The organism is Streptomyces sp. SID5643 (assembly GCF_009872555.1).
Classification (GTDB): Bacteria; Actinomycetota; Actinomycetes; order Streptomycetales; family Streptomycetaceae; genus Streptomyces; species Streptomyces iakyrus.
The window spans coordinates 15,393-35,516 of the sequence record NZ_WWIC01000112.1; the positions used below are offsets into that span (position 1 = coordinate 15,393).

Genomic DNA, 20,124 nt, shown 5'->3' on the forward strand with positions numbered 1-20,124 from the left:
CCCGCCCGGCCCTCAGTGCCCCAGAGCCTGTTCCAGGGCCCGCAGGAACCCGTCGGTCGTCCGGCGGTCCCGCACCGCCAGGCGGAGCCAAGCGTCGTCCAGGCCGGGGAACGTGTCGCCGCGCCGCACGGCGTGGCCGAGGTCGCGCAGGCGGCGGCGGACCGTGGAGGCCCCCTCCATCCGGACCAGGACGAACGGGCCCCGCGCGGGCCCGGTCACCCGCAGTCCGGCCGGGGCGAACCGGGCGAGGCCCGCCAGCAGGTGCTCCCGGTCCGCCGCGATGCGGTGCGCCGCGTGGGCCGCCTCCGCCAGCGCCCGGGGCCCCACGCACGCCTCGGCAGCGGCCAGCGCCGGAGTCGACACCGGCCACAGCGGCTGGGCCCGCTGAAGGTCCTCGACGGTCTCGGGCGCCGCCAGCACGTACCCGATCCGCAGCCCGGCCAGCCCCCACGTCTTGGTCAGGCTGCGCAGCACCACCAGGCCGGGCACGTCGACGCGCCCGGCCAGGGCCTCGTACTCGCCCGGCACCGCGTCCATGAACGCCTCGTCCACCACCAGCACGCGCCCGGGCCGGGCGAGTGAGGCGATCGCGTCCGCCGGGTGCAGCACCGACGTCGGGTTCGTCGGGTTGCCGATGACCACCAGGTCCGCGTCCTCGGGGACGGCCGCCGGGTCCAGCCGGAAACCGTCCTCCTCCCGCAGCAGCACCCGGCCGACCGTGTGCCCCGCGTCCCGCAGCGCCGCCTCCGGCTCCGTGAACTGAGGGTGGACGACGACCGGCCGGCGCACCTTCAGCGCCCGCGCCAGCAGCACGAACGCCTCCGCCGTACCCGCCGTCAGCAGCACCCGCTCCACCGGCAGTCCGTGCCGCGCGGCCACCGCCGCGCGGGCGGCCCGCCCGTCGGGATAGGCCGCGAGCCCGCCGAGGGACGCGGCGATGTGCTCCCGCAGCCAGCCCGGCGGCGTGTCCGCGCGGACGTTCACGGCCAGGTCGACGAGCGCCCGGCCGTCGTCACGGACCTCCGCGTCCCCGTGGTGACGCAGATCGTGTCCGCTCTCAGTGCGCATGCGAGTGAGCGCCGTGGTGGTGCCCGTGACCGTGCCCGTGGTGGTGGCCGTCGTCGTCCGGGTGGAAGTGCGGCTGCTGCGGCATGCCCACCTTGTCCTCGAAGCCCGGCAGCGCGATGCGGTACACGCACGAGTCGCAGTTCATCCGCAGATCGCCCTTGACGGCCTCCTCGTACCGCTCCCACACCAGGTCCAGCAGCTCCGGCTCCGGCCCGATGACGTCGGCCGACAGCACCTCGGCCTCCGGGTGGGCGGCGGCCCAGCCCTCCGTCTGCTGCCGCACCCGGTCCGGCAGGATGCCCGTGAACAGGAAGTAGGGCAGGACCACGATCCGCCGCGCGCCCAGCCGCACACAGCGGTCGAGACCGCTCGGCACGTCCGGCGCCGCCAGCGACACGAACGCCGTCTCGACACCCGCGTACCCGCGTCCCTCCCACAGCAGCCGGGCCGCCTTGTGCACCTCGGCGTTGGCGTCCGGGTCCGTGGAGCCGCGCCCCACCAGCAGCACCGTCACGTCGGAACGGTCCCCCGGCGTGCGGCCCGCCGACCCCAGGGCCTCGTCGAGACGCCGTTCCAGCACGTTCAGCAGCGCCGGGTGCGGGCCGAGCGGACGCCCGTAGGTGTAGGAGATGCCCGGGTGCCGCTCCTTCTCGCGGGCCAGGGCCGCCGGGATGTCACCCTTGGCGTGCCCGGCGGACACCAGCATCAGCGGGACGGCGGCGAACCGCCGTACGCCCTGGTCGACCAGTTCGGTGACGGCCTCGCCCAGCGGCGGCGGGGACAGCTCGATGAAGCCGCCCGCAACGGGCAGTCCGGGGTGCCGGGCCCCCAGCTCCCGTACGAAGTCGCGGAACGCCTCGGCTCCGGCGTCGTCCCGGGTGCCGTGGCCGGCGATGAGCAGGGCGGGCGGGGTGGTCACAGTTTCTCCTCGGCGGAAGTGGGGTGGTACAGCAGGGCGTTGAGCGCGGCGGCGGCGACCGCCGACCCGCCCTTCTCGGACACGTTGCTCACGGCGGGCAGTCCGCTCGCGCGCAGCGCGGCCTTCGACTCGACGGCTCCGACGAACCCGACGGGCAGCCCGATGACGAGCGCGGGGTCGGCGTCGAGCGTCAGCAGCTCCTCCAGCGCGGTCGGCGCGTTGCCGATCACCCAGAGGGCGCCGGGACCGACCTGCTCGTGGGCGAGCCGGATCGCGTGCGCGGAACGGGTCAGCCCCGGCCCGGACTCGGCGTCCCCGAGGCGGCAGACGGTCTCGCGCCGCGTGATGCCGGCGCCGACCATCGCCACGTCCACGACCACGGGCGCCCCTGCGTGCAGCGCCGCGTGCGCCTTCTCCAGGTCGGCCTCGTCCATGACGAGGTCGGAGGCGTAGTCGAGGTCGGCGGCGGAGTGGACGACCCGCTCCACGACCGCCCGGGTCAGCGGCGGGAAGTGCGAGGTGTCCAGCCGGGCGCGCATGCGCCGGTAGGACTCCACCTCGATGGGATGGACGACACGGTTCACTCGGAGCCCTCCTGCGCCGACTGCCAGCGGTAGCCGCGCGGGGTCACCATGCGCCCCGCGATGTCCCGGGTCGCCGTGTTGCCCACGGTCACGACCGTCATCATGTCGACCGTCGCCGGGTCGAGGGAGCCCAGCGTGGTGAGCCGGCTCGACTCGTCCGGACGCGAGGCGTTGCGCACCACACCGACCGGCGTCTCCTGCGTGCGGTGCTCGGCGAGGATGCCCAGCGCCTTCGGGAGCTGCCAGTCACGGCCACGCGAACGGGGGTTGTAGAAGGTGACCACGATGTCCGCCTCGGCAGCCGCCCGCACCCGCCGTTCGATGACCTCCCACGGCGTGTGCAGGTCGGACAGGCTGATCGACACGTGGTCGTGGCCGAGCGGGGCGCCCAGGATCGCGCCGGCCGCGAGCGCCGCCGTCACGCCGGGCACACCGACCACGTCGATGTCGTCCGAGGCCTCGGCCAGCGCCGGGGAGGCCATGGCGTAGACGCCCGCGTCCCCGCTGCCGATCAGCGCGACGGCCTGCCCCTTGCGGGCCTCCTCGACGGCCGTGCGCGCCCGCTCCTCCTCGGCCCCGAGCCCCGACTCCAGGATCCGGGTGCCGGGCCGCAGCAGATCGCGGATCTGGTCGACGTACTGGTCGAGCCCGACGAGCACGGAAGCCCGCCGCAGTTCGGCCTGCGCACGCGGCGTCAGCAGGTCCCGCGCGCCGGGCCCGAGCCCGACCACCGCGAGCCGCCCGCGCCCGGGCCGCCGTACGACGGCACAGGTCGCCATCGCCGGGCTCGCGGCCGACTTCCGCTTGGGGACGAGGAGTTCGCCCCCGCCGACGAGCGCGGCGGCCTCTGCCACGGACGGCGTCCCGACGGCCGCGAGCGGCGCGTCGGACGGGTTGGGCACGTCCACCCCGGCCAGTTCCCCGGCGGAGTACGTCACCAGGGGCACCCCGAGCCGCCGCGCGGCCCCGACGATGCCGGCCTCCTCGGCCTTGGCGTCGACGGTGGCCAGCTCGGCGACGGACGCCTCGGACAGCCCGGCCTCCCGCAGGGCGTCCCGGACCAGCCCCAGGACCTCCTCCACGGGCGCGCCCTTCGACGCTCCGACCCCGACGACCAGCGTCGGCGGACGCAGCACCGCCTCGCGCTCGGCCGCCTCAACGAGCCGGTCCGTCAGCCGGATCGTGCAGGCCCCCTGGTCCGCGACCGGCAGCGGCGGCAGCGGCCAGGCCACCTCGGCCCGCAGCGCCACTGCCTCGCCGTCCAGCAGCGCCCGCGACACCCCGGCGACATCGCCCTCCACGGGCAGGCCGAGGGTGTCCAGGCCCGCCAGGCCCACGGCGTCCGTGGCCGTCGTCACGACCGGCTCGGCACCCAGCAGGTCACCCACCGCGCGGGCCAGTTCGTTGGCGCCGCCCGCGTGCCCGCCCAGCAGGGACACGGCGAACCGTCCGCCCTCGTCGACGCACACCACGCCCGGGTCCTCGGTCTTGCCGGACAGCAGCGGTGCCACCAGCCGCACCACCGCCCCCGTCGCCAGGAAGCACACGAGCTGCTCGCACTGCGCGAACGCGGTCCGTACGGCGTCCCCGACGGGACCCTCGTACACCCGGGTGCGGTCCGGCCACGCGGCGGCCAGCCGGTCCCGGGCAGCCGCTCCCGCCGCGGTGGCGGAAATGAGGCCGATCACTGGGCGACTCCTTCTTCGACAGCTGCCGGGGGCCGGACGCCCCACAGCAGGAAAACGGGGTTGGTGGCCGCGAGCCGGGTCACGTCCCCGGGCAGCGGCGCGAGCCGCGACGACTGCAACAGCACGCCGTCGCAGCGGAAACCGGCACTCGTCAGGGCCTCGCGCGCGGCCGGCACCCGGTCGAGCGCGGCCATGGCGACGACCACCGTGCGCCGGGCACGCCGCGCGCACGCGGCGACGACGGCGGGCAGTTCGCGCCCGCCGCCCCCCACGAACACGGCGTCGGGGGTCTCGTCGAGCTCCGCCAGCGCCTCCGGCGCCGTGCCGGGCACCACCCGCACGTCCACACCGTGCGCGGCGGCGTTGGCACGGACCCGCCCGGCCCCGTCCGTGGTCTTCTCCACGGCGGTCACGGCCGCACCGAGCCGCGCGCACTCCACGGCCACGGACCCCGAGCCCGCGCCCACGTCCCACACCAGGTCGCCCGGGCGCGGCCCCAGCCGGGCCAGGGCCAGCGCCCGCACCTCGAACTTGGTGATCATCGAGTCCCGGTGGGCGAACTCCGCCTCCTCCAGGGCCCAGCCGGCGGGCCGCTCCCCGGGCCCCGCGACCGTCCGCACGGCACCGAGCGCCCGCGCCTCGTCCAGGCACAGCACCACGTTCACCGCCGTACCCCAGTCGCGGGCGGCCGCCTCGGCGGGCGTCACCCGCTCCACGCGCTCCGCGTCCGAGCCGAGCCCGGAGGCGACGACCAGCACCCTTGCCGCGTCTTGCAACGCGGCACCCAGCTCCGCCGGCCCCGCGCCCGGCCCGGTCAGCACGGCCGTCTTCGCCTGTGCCCGGCACACGTTGACGGCCGTCCGCAGCTCCCGCCCGTGGGCGCTCACCACCACGGCGTCGTCCCAGGGCAGCCCGATCCGCGCGAACGCCGCGGCGACCGACGACACCCCGGGCCGCACGTCCAGCCGCTCCGGCCCGAACCGCTCCGCCAGCACCCGCACGATCCCGAAGAACCCGGGGTCGCCGGAGGCCAGCACCAGAACGGGACGGTCCTTCGCGACGTACGCGCCGATGGTGTCCAGGGCCGGCGCGAGAGGCCCGAGCACGACCCGCTCCGCCGTCTCCGGCAGCCGGGCTGCGTCGAGATGCCGCCGCCCGCCCACCACCAGCCCGGCACCGGCGAGGATGTCGTCGCAGGGCGCCGCCCCCGTCCCCGTGCCGACCACCGTGATCACGTACTCGCCCCCCGCTCGCGCAGTGCCCGCCGGGCCTCCGGGTCCGCCTTGCGGTAGCCGTGGAAGTGACCCGGGTGGTACAGGTGCGAGCGCGTGCCGTGCGCGTCCAGCGCCGGCCCGACCAGGAACAGGGTGTGCTTCCAGAGCTTGTGCTCCTTGACCGTCTCCTCCAGGGTGCCGATCGTGCACTTCACGACCAGCTCCTCCGGCCAGGTCGCCTGGTACGCCACCACCACCGGGGTCGTCGTCGGGTAGCCGCCCTCCAGCAGCTCCCGCACGAGCTGCCCGCTGCGGGCGGCGGAGAGGAACACCGCCATGGTGGTGCCGTGCTTGGCGAACTCCCGGACCTCCTCCCCGGGCGGCATCGGCGTCTTGCCGCCACCGAGCCGGGTCAGCACGACCGACTGCGCGACCTCCGGGATGGTCAGCTCGCGCTGGGCGAGCGCCGCGACGGCCGAGAAGGAGGACACCCCGGGCACGATCTCGGTGGCGATGCCGATCTCGGCACACCGGTCGACCTGCTCCTGCGTACCGCCCCACAGGGCCGGGTCACCGGAGTGGATACGGGCGACCTTGAGCCCCTCGCCGCGGGCCCGCTCGTACACGCCGACGACATCCTCCAGGGACATCGTCGCCGAGTCGAGGATCTCCGCGTCCTCACGGGCGTGTTCGAGGACCTCCGCCTGGACCAGGCTGGCCGCCCAGATCACGACGTCGGCCTCGGCGATGGCGCGCGCGGCACGGAACGTCAGCAGGTCGGCGGCGCCGGGGCCGGCACCGACGAAGGTCACTTTGCCGGCAGGGGCGTCGGCCATGGGATGGGTCCTCTCGTACAAGGGGTGAAGGGGGGCGGGGCGTCGGGGGGGCGGGGTGCGTCAGAGCTTGCCGCCCCGGCCGCCCTCGCGCCGGGCGGGTGCGATGAGCGTCGACAGGTAGGGCAGGGGCGTCTCGTCGAGCTCGGCGGCCGGGCGCACGGACTCCTCCGGGAGCCCCAGCGCCGATCCCCACACGGCGTCGGCGAGCCGCCCGGTCTCCCGCAGCGCCTCGGCGACCTCGTGCGCCTGCCGCCCGAACTTGTAGGCGACCACGGTCCCGGGCCCCGCCAGCGCGTCCTTCAGGACGGCCGACCCGGCGGTGACGGGCACGAGCGTGAGCGGCTCGGTCCCCTCGGTCAGCACCGCGCCCGACCGGGCGGCGAGGTCCTGCATGGCGGTGATCCCGGGCACGGTCTCGACGACGGTCCCCGGCACCAGCTCGGCGATGGTCTGCGCGAGGTAGGTGAACGTCGAGTACACGTTGGGGTCCCCGATGGTCGCGAAGGCCACCGACGGGTGCCGCCGCAGCAGTTCGGCGACCCGCTCTCCGGCCGCGTCCCAGGCGGCCTCGCGCCGCCCCCGGTCGCTGCGCTCGTTGAGCGCGAACACGACCCGGACGATCTTCTCCCCGGGCACGTAGTGCAACACGGTCGCCTCGGCCCGCCCCTGCTCCATGGTGTCCATCACGGGCACGACGACGACGTCCGCCTCCCGCAGGGCGTTCACGCCCTTGACGGTCACCAGCTCCGGATCCCCGGGGCCCACCCCGACTCCGACCAGCCTGTTGCTCATGACGTCCGGCACCTCTCCACGAACCGACGGGCGACACCGGGCTCGGACGCCCAGTGCGTGTGCAGATAGCTCGCGTGCACACCGCGCTGTACGAATCCTTCGACCCGCGGCCGGGGGCCGCGGACCCCCCAGGCGGGCTCCGCTCCCGAGCCGGGCTCCACGACGGTCCGGTGGAACTCGTGCCCGCGCATCCGTGTCCCGGCGGCCGCGAGCACACTGTCGCCGACGGCGACGGCGTCCCGGTACCCCAGGGTGAGCCGCTCGCTCATCCGCGCCCGGGCGTCCAGCACGCCGCACATCGGCAGCCCGTCCAGCTCCCGGCACAGGTACAGCAGCCCGGCGCACTCGGCGGCGACGGGGGCACCGCTCTCCGCGAGCGCGGCCACGGCCTTCCGCAGGGGCTCGTTGGCGGACAGCTCGGAGGCGTACATCTCGGGGAACCCGCCCCCGATCACCAACCCGGCAGTCCCTTCGGGCAGTTCCTCGTCCCGCAGGGGGTCGAAGGTGACGACCTCGGCCCCGGCGGCGGCGAGGAGCTCGGTGTGCTCGGTGTAGGAGAAGGTGAAGGCGGGCCCACCGGCGATGGCGACGACGGGTGCACGCTGCTGATCCGCTTCGTCCGACCGTGTTGCGTGGTGGGTGGGCGAGGCTGGGGTCCAGGGGGCGGAGCCCCCTGGTACGGCACCGGCAGTACGTGCCAATGCCTCCAGCGCCTTCAGGTCACACCCGTCGGCCACCTGCGCAGCCATCGCCGCGACAGCCTCGACCGCCGCACCCTGCCGTTCGGCAACAGGCACCAGCCCGAGGTGTCGTGACGGCGTGGAAACCTGCGCAGCCCGCCGCAACACCCCCAGCACCGGCACCCCCGCCTGCTCCAACGCCTCCCGCAGCAACTCCTCGTGCCGGTCGGAGGCGACCTTGTTCAGGATCACGCCCCCGGCCCGCACCTCCGGGTCCCAGGAGGCGAACCCGTGCACCAGCGCCGCCACCGACCGGGACTGCGACGACGCGTCCACGACCAGCACCACCGGCGCCCGCAACAGCTTCGCGACATGAGCGGTGGAGGCGAGTTCACCCTCGCCGGCCGCCCCGTCGTACAGCCCCATCACGCCCTCGACGACCGCGATGTCACACCCTCGCGCCCCGTGCAGGAACAGCGGCCCGACCAGCTCGGGCCCGCACAGGTACGCGTCGAGGTTCCGTCCCGCCCGCCCGGTCGCGAGCGCGTGGTACCCGGGGTCGATGTAGTCCGGCCCGACCTTGTGCGGGGACACGGCGAGCCCCCGACCGGCGAACGCGGCCATCAGTCCCGTGGCGACGGTCGTCTTGCCACTGCCCGAGGAGGGCGCGGCGACGACCAGCCGTGGGACGGAAGCACTCACCACTCGATGCCCCTCTGGCCCTTCTGGCCCGCGTCCATCGGGTGCTTGACCTTGGACATGTCGGTCACGAGATCGGCGAAGTCCACCAGCTTCCCGGGCGCGTTCCGCCCGGTGATGACGACGTGCTGCGTCCCGGGCCGGTCGCGCAGCACGGAGATCACCTCGTCCGTGTCCACCCACCCCCAGTGCATCGGGTACGCGAACTCGTCGAGCACGTACAGCTTGTACGTCTCGGCCGCCAGGTCCCGCTTGACCTGCTCCCAGCCCTCCCGGGCCTTCTCCTCGTTGTCCATCTGGGCATCGCGCTGCACCCAGGACCAGCCCTCGCCCATCTTGTGCCAGTCGACGGACCCGCCCTCCCCGGAGGCGCCGAGCACCCGCAGCGCGTTCTCCTCGCCGACCTTCCACTTCGCCGACTTGACGAACTGGAACACCCCGATCGGCCACCCCTGGTTCCAGGCCCGCAGTGCGAGCCCGAAGGCGGCGGTGGACTTGCCCTTGCCGACGCCCGTGTGCACGACGACCAGCGGCCGGTTCCGCCGCTGGCGGGTCGTCAGCCCGTCGTCCGGCACCACACTCGGCTGTCCCTGTGGCATTACGCGGCCCTCCTCTGCACGTCCTTCACGAGCCCGGCGATGCTGTCCGCCCGCAGCTCGTCCAATGTCACGGCCGTACCGCCCAGTTCACCGGCGAGCTGTCCGGCCAGCCCGAGCCGCACCGGCCCCGACTCGCAGTCCACGACGACCGAGGCGACCCCGTCGGCCGCGAACAGCCGCGCCGCGCGCCCGGCCAGGGCGACCGGCTCGGGGCCACCGGTGGCCCGCCCGTCCGTCACCAGCACGACCAGCGGCCGCCGCGCGGGATCGCGCAGCCGCTCCACGCGCAGCACGTCGTGTGCGCGCAGCAGTCCCGCCGCGAGCGGCGTACGCCCGCCGGTCGGCAGCGTCTCCAGCCGGGCCGCCGCCGCGTCCACCGACGAGGTCGGCGGCAGCGCGACGTCCGCGCCCGTGCCGCGGAAGGTCACCAGGCCCACCTTGTCGCGCCGCTGGTAGGCGTCCAGCAGCAGCGACAGCACGGCGCCCTTCACGGCGCTCATCCGCTGCCGTGCCGCCATCGACCCGGAGGCGTCCACGACGAACAGCACGAGGTTGCCCTCGCGCCCCTCGCGGGTGGCCTGCCGCAGGTCGTCCCGGCGTACCACCAGGCCGGGCCCGGACCGTCCGCGCGCCCGCTGGTGCGGCGCCGCGGCCTGCACGGTCGCCGCCAGGTGCAGCTTGGTGAGCGCGCCCCGGGGCCGCCGGGCCCCGGTCGTCCGCCCGTGCTCGGTCCGCGCCCGCGAGCGCCGCCCGGCCGCACCCTCGCCGATGCCGGGCACACTCAGCACCTTGGTGCGAAACGGCTCCGAGGCCCGTACGGCCGACTGCTCACCGGCGCCCGAGGGCTGCGGCTGCCCGTTCTCCCCGGCCTCGGGCCGGGCCGCGCTGTCGCCGTCGCCCTGGGGCGCGTCGTCGGGCTCCGGCTGTCCGCCGCCCCCGCCGGGCCCGTCAGGACCGGGGTCCGGGTCCGGGTCCTCGTCGTCCGAGCCGCCGAACTCCTCCAGCGTCTCGTCGAGCTTGTCCTCGTCGAGCCCCGGCGCGTCGAAGGGGTTGCGCCGCCGCCGGTGCGGCAGCGCGAGCAGCGCCGCCTGGCGGACGTCCTCCGCGAGCACGTCCGTGCGCCCGGCCCAGGCGGCCAGCGCCGTGGCGGTCCGCGCCATCACGATGTCGGCGCGCATGCCGTCGACCTCGAAGGCCGCACAGGTCGCCGCGATCTGCCGCAGTGCCCCGTCGCCCAGCCGCACGGACGGCAGCAGCTCCCGTGCGGCGACGATCCGGGCCCGTACGGCGGCCTCCTCGTCGGCCCAGCGCGCGGCGAAGGCGGCCGGGTCGTCGTCGTAGGCCAGCCGCCGCTTGACGACCTCCACCCGCTGGTCGGGCTCGCGCGAGGCCGCGACCTCCACGGTCAGCCCGAACCGGTCGAGCAACTGCGGCCGCAGCTCGCCCTCCTCGGGGTTCATGGTGCCGACGAGCAGGAAACGGGCGGCATGCCGCACCGAGACGCCCTCGCGCTCCACGTACGAGGCGCCCATCGCGGCGGCGTCCAGCAGCAGATCGACCAGGTGGTCGTGGAGGAGGTTGACCTCGTCGACGTAGAGGATCCCGCGGTGCGCCTCGGCCAGCAGGCCCGGCTCGAAGGCCTTCACGCCCTCCGACAGGGCCCGCTCGATGTCCAGCGCGCCCACCAGCCGGTCTTCGGAGGCACCCACGGGCAGTTCGACCATGCGCGCGGGCCGCTCGGCACCGCCACCGGTCTCGTGGGGGCCGTCCGGGCACCCCGGGTCGGGGGAGGCGGGGTCGCACGAGAAACGGCAGCCGGGGACGACCGGAACCTCGGGCAGCAGCGCCGACAGGGCCCGCACCGCCGTCGACTTGGCCGTGCCCTTCTCGCCGCGCACCAGCACACCGCCGACCGCCGGGGACACGGCGTTCAGCAGCAGCGCGAGCCGCAGGTCGTCCTGGCCGACGACGGCCGTGAACGGAAAGGGGGTGGTCACTTCTCGTCGCCCTCCAGGTCGCCTTCGAGTTCCAGGTAGGTGGCGCGCAGCCGCTCCAGGGTGTCCGCGTCCGGCTCGGCCCACAGTCCGCGCTCCGCGGCCTCCAGCAGCCGTTCGGTGATGCCGCGCAGCGCCCAGGGATTGGACTTCTTCATGAAGTCCCGGTTCTCCGGGTCGAAGACGTACTCGGCGCTGAGCTTCTCGTACATCCAGTCGTCCACGACCCCGGCCGTGGCGTCGTACCCGAACAGGTAGTCCACGGTCGCCGCCATCTCGAAGGCGCCCTTGTAGCCGTGCCGCCGCATGGCCGCCATCCAGCGCGGGTTGACCACCCGGGCGCGGAAGACACGGTGCGTCTCCTCGCCGAGCGTGCGGGTCTTCACCTGGTCCGGGGTGGCCGAGTCGCCGACGTACGCCTCGGGGCTCTCACCCGTGAGGTGCCGCACCATGGCCACCATGCCGCCGTGGTACTGGAAGTAGTCGTCGGCGTCGACCAGGTCGTGCTCACGGGTGTCGACGTTCTTCGCGGCGACGGCGATCCGCTTGAACGCCGTCTCCATGTCCCCGCGCGCGGCCCGCCCGTCGAGCCCCCGCCCGTAGGCGTAGCCGCCCCACACCGCGTACACCTCGGCGAGGTCCGCGTCGGAGCGCCAGTTGCGGGCGTCGATCAGCGGCAGCAGACCCGCCCCGTAGGCGCCCGGCTTGGAGCCGAAGATGCGGGCCGTGGCCCGGCGGCGGTCGCCGTGCTCGGCGGTGTCCTGGTCGGCGTGGGCCCGGACGTAGTTGGACTCCGCGGGCTCGTCCAGCTCGGCCACCGTCCGCACGGCGTCGTCGATCAGGCCCACCACGTGCGGGAACGCGTCCCGGAAGAAGCCCGAGATGCGGACCGTCACGTCGATGCGCGGCCGGCCGAGCTCCGCCGGGGGGATCACCTCGAACCCGGTCACCCGCCGCGAGGCGTCGTCCCACACCGGCCGGCAGCCCAGCAGCGCCAGGATCTCGGCGATGTCGTCGCCCTGGGTGCGCATCGCCGAGGTGCCCCACACCGTCAGTCCGACGGACGTCGGGTACGCGCCGGTGTCCTGGAGGTACCGCTGCACCAGCGAGTCCGCGAGCGACTGCCCGACCTCCCAGCTCAGCCGGGACGGGATGGCCTTGGGGTCGACGGAGTAGAAGTTGCGGCCCGTCGGCAGGACGTTGACCAGCCCGCGGGTCGGCGAGCCGGAGGGGCCCGCCGGGACGTAGCCGCCGTTCAGCGCCCGCAGGATGTGCCCGATCTCGTCGGTGGTCCTCTCCAGCCGGGGCACGACCTCGGTGCAGGCGAACTCCAGCACGGCGACCGCTTCGGGGAGTTCGGTGCCGAGCACCTCCCGGACCAGCGGCGCGCTCCCGTCGACCGCCCAGCCGCGCTCCTCCATGCCCTCGGCGATCCGCCGGCACAGCTGCTCCAGCAGGTCGATGGCGTCGGCGGCGCTGCGGGCCGGGCCGTCCACCAGGTCCGTCAGCTCGACGGGCACCTTCACCGGAGCGCCCGGCTCGGCCAGCAGCTCCTTCTCCACCAGCCCGAAGTGCTGCGCCAGCGACGCCCGCAGGCCCGGCAGCGCGTTGGCCTGGCCGCCCCACACCTGCGAGGCGCGCAGCACGGCCAGCACGAGGTTGACGCGCGGTTCACCGACCGGCCCGCCGCCCAGGATGTGCAGGCCGTCGCGGATCTGCACGTCCTTGATCTCGCACAGATAGCCGTCGATGTGCATGACGAACTCGTCGAACTCCGCGTCGTCCGGCTGCTCGTCGACGTGCAGGTCGTGGTGGAGCTCGGCGGCCTTCACCAGCGTCCAGATCTGGGCGCGCACCGTCGGGGCCTTCGCCGGGTCCAGGTCGGAGACGAGCGCGTACTCGTCGAGGAGCTGCTCCAGCTTGGCCAGGTCGCCGTAGGTGTCGGCACGGGCCATCGGCGGCACCAGGTGGTCGACGACCGTGGCGTGCCCGCGCCGCTTGGCCTGGGTGCCCTCGCCCGGGTCGTTGACGATGAACGGGTAGACCAGCGGCAGGTCCCCGAGGACCGCGTCCGGCGCGCAGCCGCCGCTGAGCCCGAGGCCCTTGCCGGGCAGCCACTCCATGGTGCCGTGCTTGCCCATGTGGACGATGGCGTCGGCGCCGAAACTGTTCTCCAGCCACCGGTAGGCCGCCATGTAGTGGTGCGACGGCGGCATGTCCGGGTCGTGGTAGATCGCGATCGGGTTCTCCCCGAAGCCGCGCGGCGGCTGGATCATCACCACGACGTTCCCGAACTGGAGCGACGCCAGCACGATGTCGTCGCCGTCGACGTAGAGGCTGCCCGGCGGCTCGCCCCACGCCTCCGTCATGGCGTCCCGCAGCTCCGGGTCGAGCTTCTCGAACCACGCCCGGTAGTCCGCCAGCGGCACCCGCGCGGGCGCGGCGGCCAGCTGCTCCTCCGTCAGCCACTCCACGTCGTGCCCGCCGGCGTTGATGAGCCGGTGGATCAGCTCGTCCCCCTCGTCCGGGTGCCCCTCGACGACGTACCCGGCGTCCCGCAGCGCGTCCAGCACCCGCACCGCCGAGGCCGGGGTGTCAAGACCGACCGCGTTGCCGACCCGCGAGTGCTTGGTCGGGTACGCGGTGAAGACCAGCGCGAGCTTCTTCTCGGCGTTGTCCTTGTGCTTCAGCCGCGCGTGCCGGACGGCGATACCGGCGACGCGCCCCGCACGCTCCGGGTCGGCGACGTAGACGGGCACGTCGTCCGGGCCCTGCTCCTTGAAGGAGAACGGCACGGTGATCAGGCGCCCGTCGAACTCCGGGATCGCCACCTGCATCGCGGCGTCCATGGGGGAGAGGGCGGCGTCCGAGCCGGCCCAGGCCTGCCGCGACGACGTCAGGCACAGGCCCTGGAGCACGGGGATGTCCAGTTCGGCGAGGGCGCCGATGTCCCAGGCCTCCTCGTCACCGCCCGCCGAGGCCTGCGAGGCGTGGGTGCCGCCGGCCGCGAGGACCGTGGCGACCAGGGCGTCGGCCTGCCCGAGGATCTCGTACAGCCCCTCGTCCGCCCCGCGCAGCGAACCGCAGTACACGGGCAGCGCGTTGGCGCCCCGGGCCTCGATCGCGTCGCACAGGGTGTCCACGAAGGCGGTGTTGCCGCTCAGCTCGTGGGCCCGGTAGAAGAGCACGCCGACGGTCGGGCGGCCCTCCACGCGGGTGCGCTCGCCGTGGACGCCGTACTCGGGCATCTTCCGCGGCTCGACGAACCCCTCGCCCGTCAGCAGCACGGTGTCGGAGAGGAACCGGGCGAGTTCGGTCAGGTTCTCCGGCCCGCCCTCCACGAGGTACTTCAGCGCCTCCGCGACGACTCCGGCCGGGACGGACGACTCGGCCATCAGCTCCGCGTCCGGCACGGCCTCGCCGCCGAGCAGCACGGTCGGGATGCCGGAGGCCTTCAGCGCGGCGAGCCCGTCCTCCCAGGCCCGCTTGCCGCCGAGCAGCCGGACGACGGCGATGGACGCGCCGTCCAGCAGGGCCGGAAGCTCCTCCCGGACGTCCACGCGGGTCGGGTTGCCGATCCGGTAGTCGGCACCGGAGGCGGCCCGGGCCGCCAGCAGGTCCGTGTCGGCGGTCGACAACAACAACACAGTGCTCATGCGGGTGCTCCCGGTGGAATGAAGGGCAGTCCTTGCGGCGCGCCGGACTCGATGAGCCGCCACAGCGCGTCGGTGTCCGCGTGCTGTTCGATCAGGTCGCCGAGCCGGTCGAGCTGCTCCTCGCGCAGCGCGGCGAACGAGGTGTCCGGCGCGGGCACGAAGCGGCGGCCCGCGGCGGCCGCCACCTCGCGCAGAAAGGCCCGCCGGAAGCCGTCCGACTCCAGCGAGCCGTGCCAGTGCGTGCCCCAGGTCTGGCCGACCCGGCAGCCGTCCAGGAAGGGAGTCCCTCCCGTGACGTCGGCGACCCCGTGGTGGATCTCGTAGCCCTCGACGTGCTCATCGAGGGCCTCGCCCTGCGGCCGGGTGAGGGTCTTCTCGCGGGCGAACCGCACCCGCACGGGCAGGATCCCGAGCCCGTCGACATGGCCCCGGCGGCTCTCGACGTCGTCCTCGATGTGCTCGCCGAGGATCTGGAAGCCGCCGCAGATGCCGAGCACGGGCCGCTGCTCGGCGGCCCTGCGGACCAGGGCGTCGGCGAGCCCGCGCTCGCGCAGCCACTCCAGCGCCCGGACCGTCCCGCGGGTGCCGGGCACGATGACGAGGTCGGCGTCGGACAGCTCCTCCGGCCGGTCCACGAACCGCACCACGACGCCCGGCTCGGCGGCCAGGGCGTCCACGTCCGTGAAGTTGGACATCAGCGGCACGGCGCAGACCGCGACGCGCAGCACGTCCTCGCCGACGGGCGGGGCGACGACGGACTCCCGCACGGCCCCCCGCAGGGAGACCCTGAGGCCGTCCTCCTCGTCGATCCCGAGCCCGTGCCGGAACGGCAGCACGCCGTAGGTGTGCCGCCCGGTGAGCCCGTGCAGCATGTCCAGGCCCGGCTCCAGCAGGGAGACGTCCCCGCGGAACTTGTTGACGAGGAACCCCGCGACACAGGCCTGGTCCTCCGGCGACAGCAGCGCCACCGTCCCGAAGAACGAGGCGAACACACCGCCCCGGTCGATGTCGCCGACGACGAGCACGGGCAGCCCGGCGTTCCGGGCGATCCCCATGTTCACGATGTCCGTCCGCCGCAGATTGATCTCGGCGGGAGAACCGGCCCCCTCACAGATCACCGCGTCATACGTGCCCCGCAACTGCTCCAGGCAGTCCAGCACCGTTCCGAGCAACTGCTGCTGCCGCCCGCCGTGGTAGCCGCGCGCGCTCAGCTCCCCGACCGGCTTGCCCAGCAGCACGACCTGGCTGCTCTGCTCGCCGCCGGGCTTGAGCAGCACCGGATTCATCAGCGCGGTCGGCTCGATGCGGCAGGCCTGCGCCTGCATGGCCTGCGCCCGCCCGATCTCGGCCCCCTCCGTCGTCACGAAGGAGTTCAGGGACATGTTCTGCGCCTTGAAGGGCGCGACCTTCACGCCCTGCCGCACCAGCCACCGGCAGATCCCGGCGGTCACGACGCTCTTGCCGGCGTCGGAGGTGGTGCCGGCGACCAGAAGCCCACCGCTCATGTCATTTCCCCCTTCTCGATGCCCGCGCGCTCATCAGCAACCGCGCACCGGCGCACACCCCGAGCGCGAGCCACGTGACGCGCTTCGACAGCCGCACGGCCCGCTCGACGTCGTGCGTACCGACGGCCCGTCCCCGTGTGTTCAGCATGGGCCGGTGCTCCACCCGCCCGCCGTACGACAGCGTCCCGCCGAGCCGCACCCCGAGCGCCCCGGCGAACGAGGCCTCCACGGGCCCGGCGTTGGGACTCGGATGCCGCACCGCATCGGCCCGCCAGGCGCGCACGGCCCCGCGCGGATCCGGTCCGGCCAGCACCGCGAGTACGGCGGTCAGCCGCGCGCCCGGCCACCCCGCGAGGTCGTCCAGCCGCGCGGAGGCCCACCCGTACCGGCGGTACCGGGCCGACTTGTGCCCGACCATGGCGTCCAGGGTGTTGACGGCCCGGAACCCGAGCAGCCCCGGCACCCCGCCGACGGCCCCCCACACCAGTGCCCCCACCACCGCGTCGGAGGTGTTCTCGGCGACGGACTCGACCACGGCCCGGGCCATGCCGGCGGCGTCGAGGGCCTGCGGGTCCCGCCCGCACAGATGCGGCAGCCGCGCCCGGGCCGCCTCGACGTCCCCGGCCTCCAGGGCCTGCCCGATGGTCCGCGCCTCCCGGGCGAGTGAAGTCCCCCCGACGACGGCCCAGGTGGCGGCGCCGGTCAGCGTGACGGAGGCGACGGGGGACGTCCGTACGGCCCGCGCGGCGACGGACCCGAGGGCGACGGCCCCTCCGGCACACACGGCGGTGTGCAGCGCGCCCCACCCTCGGTGGTCCCGCCACAGCACCCGTTCCACGGCACCCGCGGCCCGCCCGAACGCGGCGACCGGATGCCCCCGGCGAGGATCACCGAGCAGCCGGTCACCGATCAGACCGGCGGCGGCACCGTACGCGAAGACGCGACCGGCACCCATGGGCTCAGCCGGCCAGAAGGGCGGGCGGGGGTGGGGTGGTGAACCTCGATCGGCAGCCGCGCATGGCGATATGTGTCCTCACTCAGGGTGTCCACGCCCTGGTTCGACGAGACCGGCGGTGAGAGTTCCTGGCTCCCGGGGATCACTACCCCGGTGACAGTGGCGGGACCGCGCCGGACTCGCACCGGCTTCCTCTCCTGCCGCCGTATTGGCCCCGGCAGTCCACCACGGCCGCGAACCGCCGTCAACTTGCCGTTGACCTGCGAGGGGAGAGTGTGGAGAACCCCACACCGGCCCCTGTGCACACACGACGACCGGGCGGCACGGGAGTCAGGTCCCGTGCCGCCCGGCGGACGATGTGCGGTCGGGCCGTCAGGCCACGATCAGATAGATGCCGTACCCGACGGCTGCCGCGCACGCCGCGAAGCACGCGTAGGCGCCGGTGACCGCGAGGCCCGCGGACCCGCCCTGGGCCACCGCCCGCTCGCGGCGGGACAGACCGGTGATGCCGAGGGTGAACAGGGCTACGAGAGCCACGGTGACCACGAGGCTGACGCCGAACACGGAGCCGAGGGCCGCCCAGTCGATCTTCATATCGGAGACTCTTCCTTGTTGCCGGTGGGCGGGGTCAGACCGTGGTGGTCGTGGAGGCCGTCCGCTCGGCGGTGGCCTGGGCGGGGAACGACGGCACGGACTCCGCCGGCGTGCCGGCCGGCGGCGGCGTGACCGCGGCCATCGCCGTGGTGACCACGCCCGCGGGCTCGGCGTCGTCGGTGTCGTTGACGTTGGTGTGGTCGACGATCTCCCGCCGCGACACCTTCCAGATGGCCGCGCTGGACGCGACGAGGAAGACGGCCACCACCGCGGTGCCCCAGGCGCCGAAGCCGGTGACGTACTCGGCGAGAGCGCCCACCAGGGCCGCCGCCGGCAGGGTCAGACCCCAGGCGACGAACATCCGCGTCGCGGTCGACCAGCGGACGACACCGCCCTTGCGGCCGAGCCCCGCGCCCATCACGGCGCCGGAGACGGAGTGCGTCGTGGAGAGGGAGAAACCGAGGTGCGAGGAGGCCAGGATGACCGTGGCCGCGGAGGTCTGGGCGGCGAAGCCCTGCTGCGGCTGGAGGTCGGTCAGGCCCTTGCCCATGGTGCGGATGATGCGCCAGCCGCCCAGGTAGGTGCCGAGCGCGATCGCGATGCCCGCGGAGAGGATGACCCACATGGGCGGGTCGGAGTCGGGGGCGAGGGTGCCGCCGGCGACCAGGGCGAGGGTGATGATGCCCATCGTCTTCTGCGCGTCGTTGGTGCCGTGCGCCAGGGAGACCAGGCCCGCCGACGCGATCTGGCCGGCCCGGTAGCCCTTCCGGGACGCCTCGCCGTCGGCCTTCTTGCCGAGGGAGTACGTCAGCCGGGTGGCCAGCATCGCCGCGATGCCCGCGACCAGCGGGGCGGCGATCGCCGGGATCAGGACCTTGGTGACCAGCACGTCACCGTGCACCGCCCCGACGCCCGCCGAGGCGATCGTGGCGCCGATCAGACCGCCCATGAGGGCGTGCGAGGAGCTGGACGGCAGACCGACCAGCCACGTCAGCAGGTTCCAGAGGATCGCGCCGACCAGGGCGGCGAAGATGACCTCGGGCCGGATGCCGGCCTCGTCGACGAGGCCCTTGGAGATCGTGTTGGCGACTTCGACGGACAGGAAGGCGCCGACCAGGTTGAGGACCGCGGACATGGCCACCGCAACCTTGGGCTTCATGGCGCCCGTGGAAATGGTGGTGGCCATCGCGTTCGCGGTGTCGTGGAAACCGTTCGTGAAATCGAACGCGAGTGCGGTTACCACCACAATCGCGAGGATCAGCGAGAAGCTTTCCATTTACCCAGGCAATCGTTCGAGGTCGTTGGCGGGACGACCGTAGGCAACCTGAGTGAACGGAAGATGAACTGGGGAGGGCGCAGGGGTGACCGCACAGGGGGTCGGGGCGACGCCCCTCGACGGCCGCTCCGGCGCCCGGTGGGCAGGCGCCCCGCGCGGTACCCCGTCAGCTGATCGAGTGACCCGTTGAAGGGGTTCTGCTCACCCGGCAGGATTCCGCCGCCGTCGCCCCTAAGGGCCCCCGGCCGGCAGCGCGTTGAGCCCCCGCCTGGCAGGATCGCGGCATGGCTGAGCAGCGAGGTGACGAGCGAGGCGGCGAGCGGGGCACGGGGGGCGCCCGGGAGTACGGACGGGAGGCGGGGGAGCCGCGGCGCAGAAGCGCGCGCCCCGAGGAGGCGCACGCCTGGGAGGACCTCGTCGCGGCGGCCCGCCGGACGGTCGCGGACGGACTCGTCGTCGGCACGTCCGGCAACGTCTCCGTGCGCGTCGGGGACACCGTCCTGGTCACACCGTCCGGCGTCCCCTACGACCGGCTGACCCCGGACGACGTGACCGGCGTCGGCCTCGACGGCCGGCAGGTCCTCGGCACCCTCGTCCCCACCAGCGAGCTGCCCATGCACCTCGCGGTCTACCGCACCACCGGCGCCCGGGCCGTCGTCCACACCCACGCCGTCCACGCGACCGCCGTCTCGACGCTCGTGAGCGAACTCCCGCTGATCCACTACATGGCCGCGGCGCTCGGCGGCCCCGTCCGAGTCGCCCCGTACGCCACGTACGGCACGGACGAGTTGGCCGAGAACATGCTCCGCGCCCTCGACGGCCGCTCCGGCTGCCTCCTCCGGAACCACGGCACCGTCACCCACGGCACCACCCTCGATCAGGCATACGACCGCACCGCCCAGCTGGAGTGGATGTGCCGCCTGTGGCTGACCGCCTCCTCGGTGCCCGGCCAGGCACCGAGCCTGCTGTCGCGGGAGCAGCTGGCGGAGGTGGAGGAGCGCCTGCGCGGATACGGCCAGCGGGGCTGAGCCGTCCCTGCGGCCGCCGCGGACGTCACCCCGCCGC

Annotated in this window: 16 protein-coding genes and 1 riboswitch; of the genes, 1 reads left to right on the forward strand and 15 read right to left on the reverse strand. The window is 74.3% G+C overall.

All coding sequences use genetic code 11. The annotated features are described in order from the left end of the window. Positions 1-12: 12 nt before the first annotated feature. The 15 genes from cobC to GTY56_RS14615 all read right to left on the reverse strand — a co-directional run bounded on the left by cobC (position 13) and on the right by GTY56_RS14615 (position 19,059). The gene (cobC, locus tag GTY56_RS14545; protein ID WP_161365776.1) at positions 13-1,068 is read right to left on the reverse strand and encodes an Rv2231c family histidinol phosphate aminotransferase CobC; all 1,056 of its coding nucleotides are present in this window, start codon (positions 1,066-1,068) and stop codon (positions 13-15) included. Beyond that, positions 1,058-1,987 carry a CbiX/SirB N-terminal domain-containing protein gene (locus GTY56_RS14550; protein ID WP_161365777.1) on the reverse strand — a complete coding sequence of 310 codons (930 nt, stop codon included), beginning with the start codon at positions 1,985-1,987 and terminating at the stop codon, positions 1,058-1,060. Before GTY56_RS14550 ends, cobC begins: the two co-directional genes overlap by 11 nt. Continuing rightward, positions 1,984-2,571 (reverse strand): precorrin-8X methylmutase, encoded by a 588-nt coding sequence (locus GTY56_RS14555; RefSeq protein ID WP_161365778.1) that lies wholly within the window; start codon positions 2,569-2,571, stop codon positions 1,984-1,986. Before GTY56_RS14555 ends, GTY56_RS14550 begins: the two co-directional genes overlap by 4 nt. After that, positions 2,568-4,259 (reverse strand): precorrin-3B C(17)-methyltransferase, encoded by a 1,692-nt coding sequence (gene cobJ / locus GTY56_RS14560; RefSeq protein ID WP_161365779.1) that lies wholly within the window; start codon positions 4,257-4,259, stop codon positions 2,568-2,570. The genes GTY56_RS14555 and cobJ overlap by 4 nt, the downstream gene beginning before the upstream one ends. Then, a complete protein-coding gene (gene cbiE, locus GTY56_RS14565; RefSeq protein ID WP_161365780.1) occupies positions 4,256-5,494 on the reverse strand; it encodes a precorrin-6y C5,15-methyltransferase (decarboxylating) subunit CbiE in 1,239 nt (412 codons plus the stop codon). Before cbiE ends, cobJ begins: the two co-directional genes overlap by 4 nt. Then, the gene (gene cobM / locus GTY56_RS14570) at positions 5,491-6,309 is read right to left on the reverse strand and encodes a precorrin-4 C(11)-methyltransferase (protein ID WP_161365781.1); all 819 of its coding nucleotides are present in this window, start codon (positions 6,307-6,309) and stop codon (positions 5,491-5,493) included. Before cobM ends, cbiE begins: the two co-directional genes overlap by 4 nt. Positions 6,310-6,369: 60 nt before the next feature. After that, complete coding sequence (cobI, locus tag GTY56_RS14575; RefSeq protein ID WP_202510171.1) at positions 6,370-7,101, reverse strand: precorrin-2 C(20)-methyltransferase; 732 nt, start codon at positions 7,099-7,101, stop codon at positions 6,370-6,372. Continuing rightward, positions 7,098-8,483, reverse strand: coding sequence for a cobyrinic acid a,c-diamide synthase CobB (locus tag GTY56_RS14580; protein WP_161365783.1), 1,386 nt, complete (start codon positions 8,481-8,483; stop codon positions 7,098-7,100). Before GTY56_RS14580 ends, cobI begins: the two co-directional genes overlap by 4 nt. Next, positions 8,480-9,079, reverse strand: coding sequence for a cob(I)yrinic acid a,c-diamide adenosyltransferase (cobO, locus tag GTY56_RS14585; RefSeq protein WP_161365784.1), 600 nt, complete (start codon positions 9,077-9,079; stop codon positions 8,480-8,482). The genes GTY56_RS14580 and cobO overlap by 4 nt, the downstream gene beginning before the upstream one ends. Continuing rightward, complete coding sequence (locus GTY56_RS14590; protein ID WP_161365785.1) at positions 9,079-11,076, reverse strand: putative cobaltochelatase; 1,998 nt, start codon at positions 11,074-11,076, stop codon at positions 9,079-9,081. The genes cobO and GTY56_RS14590 overlap by 1 nt, the downstream gene beginning before the upstream one ends. Then, positions 11,073-14,729: a cobaltochelatase subunit CobN gene (gene cobN / locus GTY56_RS14595; protein ID WP_161365786.1), complete on the reverse strand. Its 3,657-nt coding sequence runs from the start codon at positions 14,727-14,729 to the stop codon at positions 11,073-11,075. The genes GTY56_RS14590 and cobN overlap by 4 nt, the downstream gene beginning before the upstream one ends. Continuing rightward, on the reverse strand, positions 14,726-16,234 hold the full coding sequence (locus GTY56_RS14600; RefSeq protein WP_161365787.1) for a cobyric acid synthase: 1,509 nt from the start codon (positions 16,232-16,234) through the stop codon (positions 14,726-14,728). Before GTY56_RS14600 ends, cobN begins: the two co-directional genes overlap by 4 nt. 1 nt (position 16,235) lies before the next feature. Then, positions 16,236-17,189 (reverse strand): cobalamin biosynthesis protein, encoded by a 954-nt coding sequence (locus GTY56_RS14605; protein WP_161365788.1) that lies wholly within the window; start codon positions 17,187-17,189, stop codon positions 16,236-16,238. A 103-nt stretch (positions 17,190-17,292) separates the two neighbouring features. Further along, positions 17,293-17,431: riboswitch (cobalamin riboswitch) on the reverse strand. Positions 17,432-17,561: 130 nt separating this feature from the next. Beyond that, positions 17,562-17,783, reverse strand: coding sequence for a hypothetical protein (locus GTY56_RS14610; protein ID WP_033310903.1), 222 nt, complete (start codon positions 17,781-17,783; stop codon positions 17,562-17,564). Between the two features lie 34 nt (positions 17,784-17,817). After that, complete coding sequence (locus GTY56_RS14615) at positions 17,818-19,059, reverse strand: inorganic phosphate transporter (RefSeq protein WP_161365789.1); 1,242 nt, start codon at positions 19,057-19,059, stop codon at positions 17,818-17,820. Between the two features lie 284 nt (positions 19,060-19,343). Between GTY56_RS14615 and GTY56_RS14620 the strand changes: the two genes are divergently transcribed. After that, positions 19,344-20,087, forward strand: coding sequence for a class II aldolase/adducin family protein (locus tag GTY56_RS14620; protein ID WP_161365790.1), 744 nt, complete (start codon positions 19,344-19,346; stop codon positions 20,085-20,087). The last annotated feature ends 37 nt before the right edge of the window (positions 20,088-20,124 follow it).

Excerpts from the sequence above, each read along its gene's own strand:
- cobC (WP_161365776.1), bottom strand. The coding sequence starts at position 1,068 with ATGCGCACTGAGAGCGGACACGATCTGCGTCACCACGGGGACGCGGAG.
- cobM (WP_161365781.1), bottom strand. The coding sequence starts at position 6,309 with ATGGCCGACGCCCCTGCCGGCAAAGTGACCTTCGTCGGTGCCGGCCCC.
- cobI (WP_202510171.1), bottom strand. The coding sequence starts at position 7,101 with ATGAGCAACAGGCTGGTCGGAGTCGGGGTGGGCCCCGGGGATCCGGAG.
- cobO (WP_161365784.1), bottom strand. The coding sequence starts at position 9,079 with ATGCCACAGGGACAGCCGAGTGTGGTGCCGGACGACGGGCTGACGACC.
- cobN (WP_161365786.1), bottom strand. The coding sequence starts at position 14,729 with ATGAGCACTGTGTTGTTGTTGTCGACCGCCGACACGGACCTGCTGGCG.
- GTY56_RS14600 (WP_161365787.1), bottom strand. The coding sequence starts at position 16,234 with ATGAGCGGTGGGCTTCTGGTCGCCGGCACCACCTCCGACGCCGGCAAG.
- GTY56_RS14605 (WP_161365788.1), bottom strand. The coding sequence starts at position 17,189 with ATGGGTGCCGGTCGCGTCTTCGCGTACGGTGCCGCCGCCGGTCTGATC.
- GTY56_RS14610 (WP_033310903.1), bottom strand. The coding sequence starts at position 17,783 with ATGAAGATCGACTGGGCGGCCCTCGGCTCCGTGTTCGGCGTCAGCCTC.
- GTY56_RS14615 (WP_161365789.1), bottom strand. The coding sequence starts at position 19,059 with ATGGAAAGCTTCTCGCTGATCCTCGCGATTGTGGTGGTAACCGCACTC.
- GTY56_RS14620 (WP_161365790.1), top strand. The coding sequence starts at position 19,344 with ATGGCTGAGCAGCGAGGTGACGAGCGAGGCGGCGAGCGGGGCACGGGG.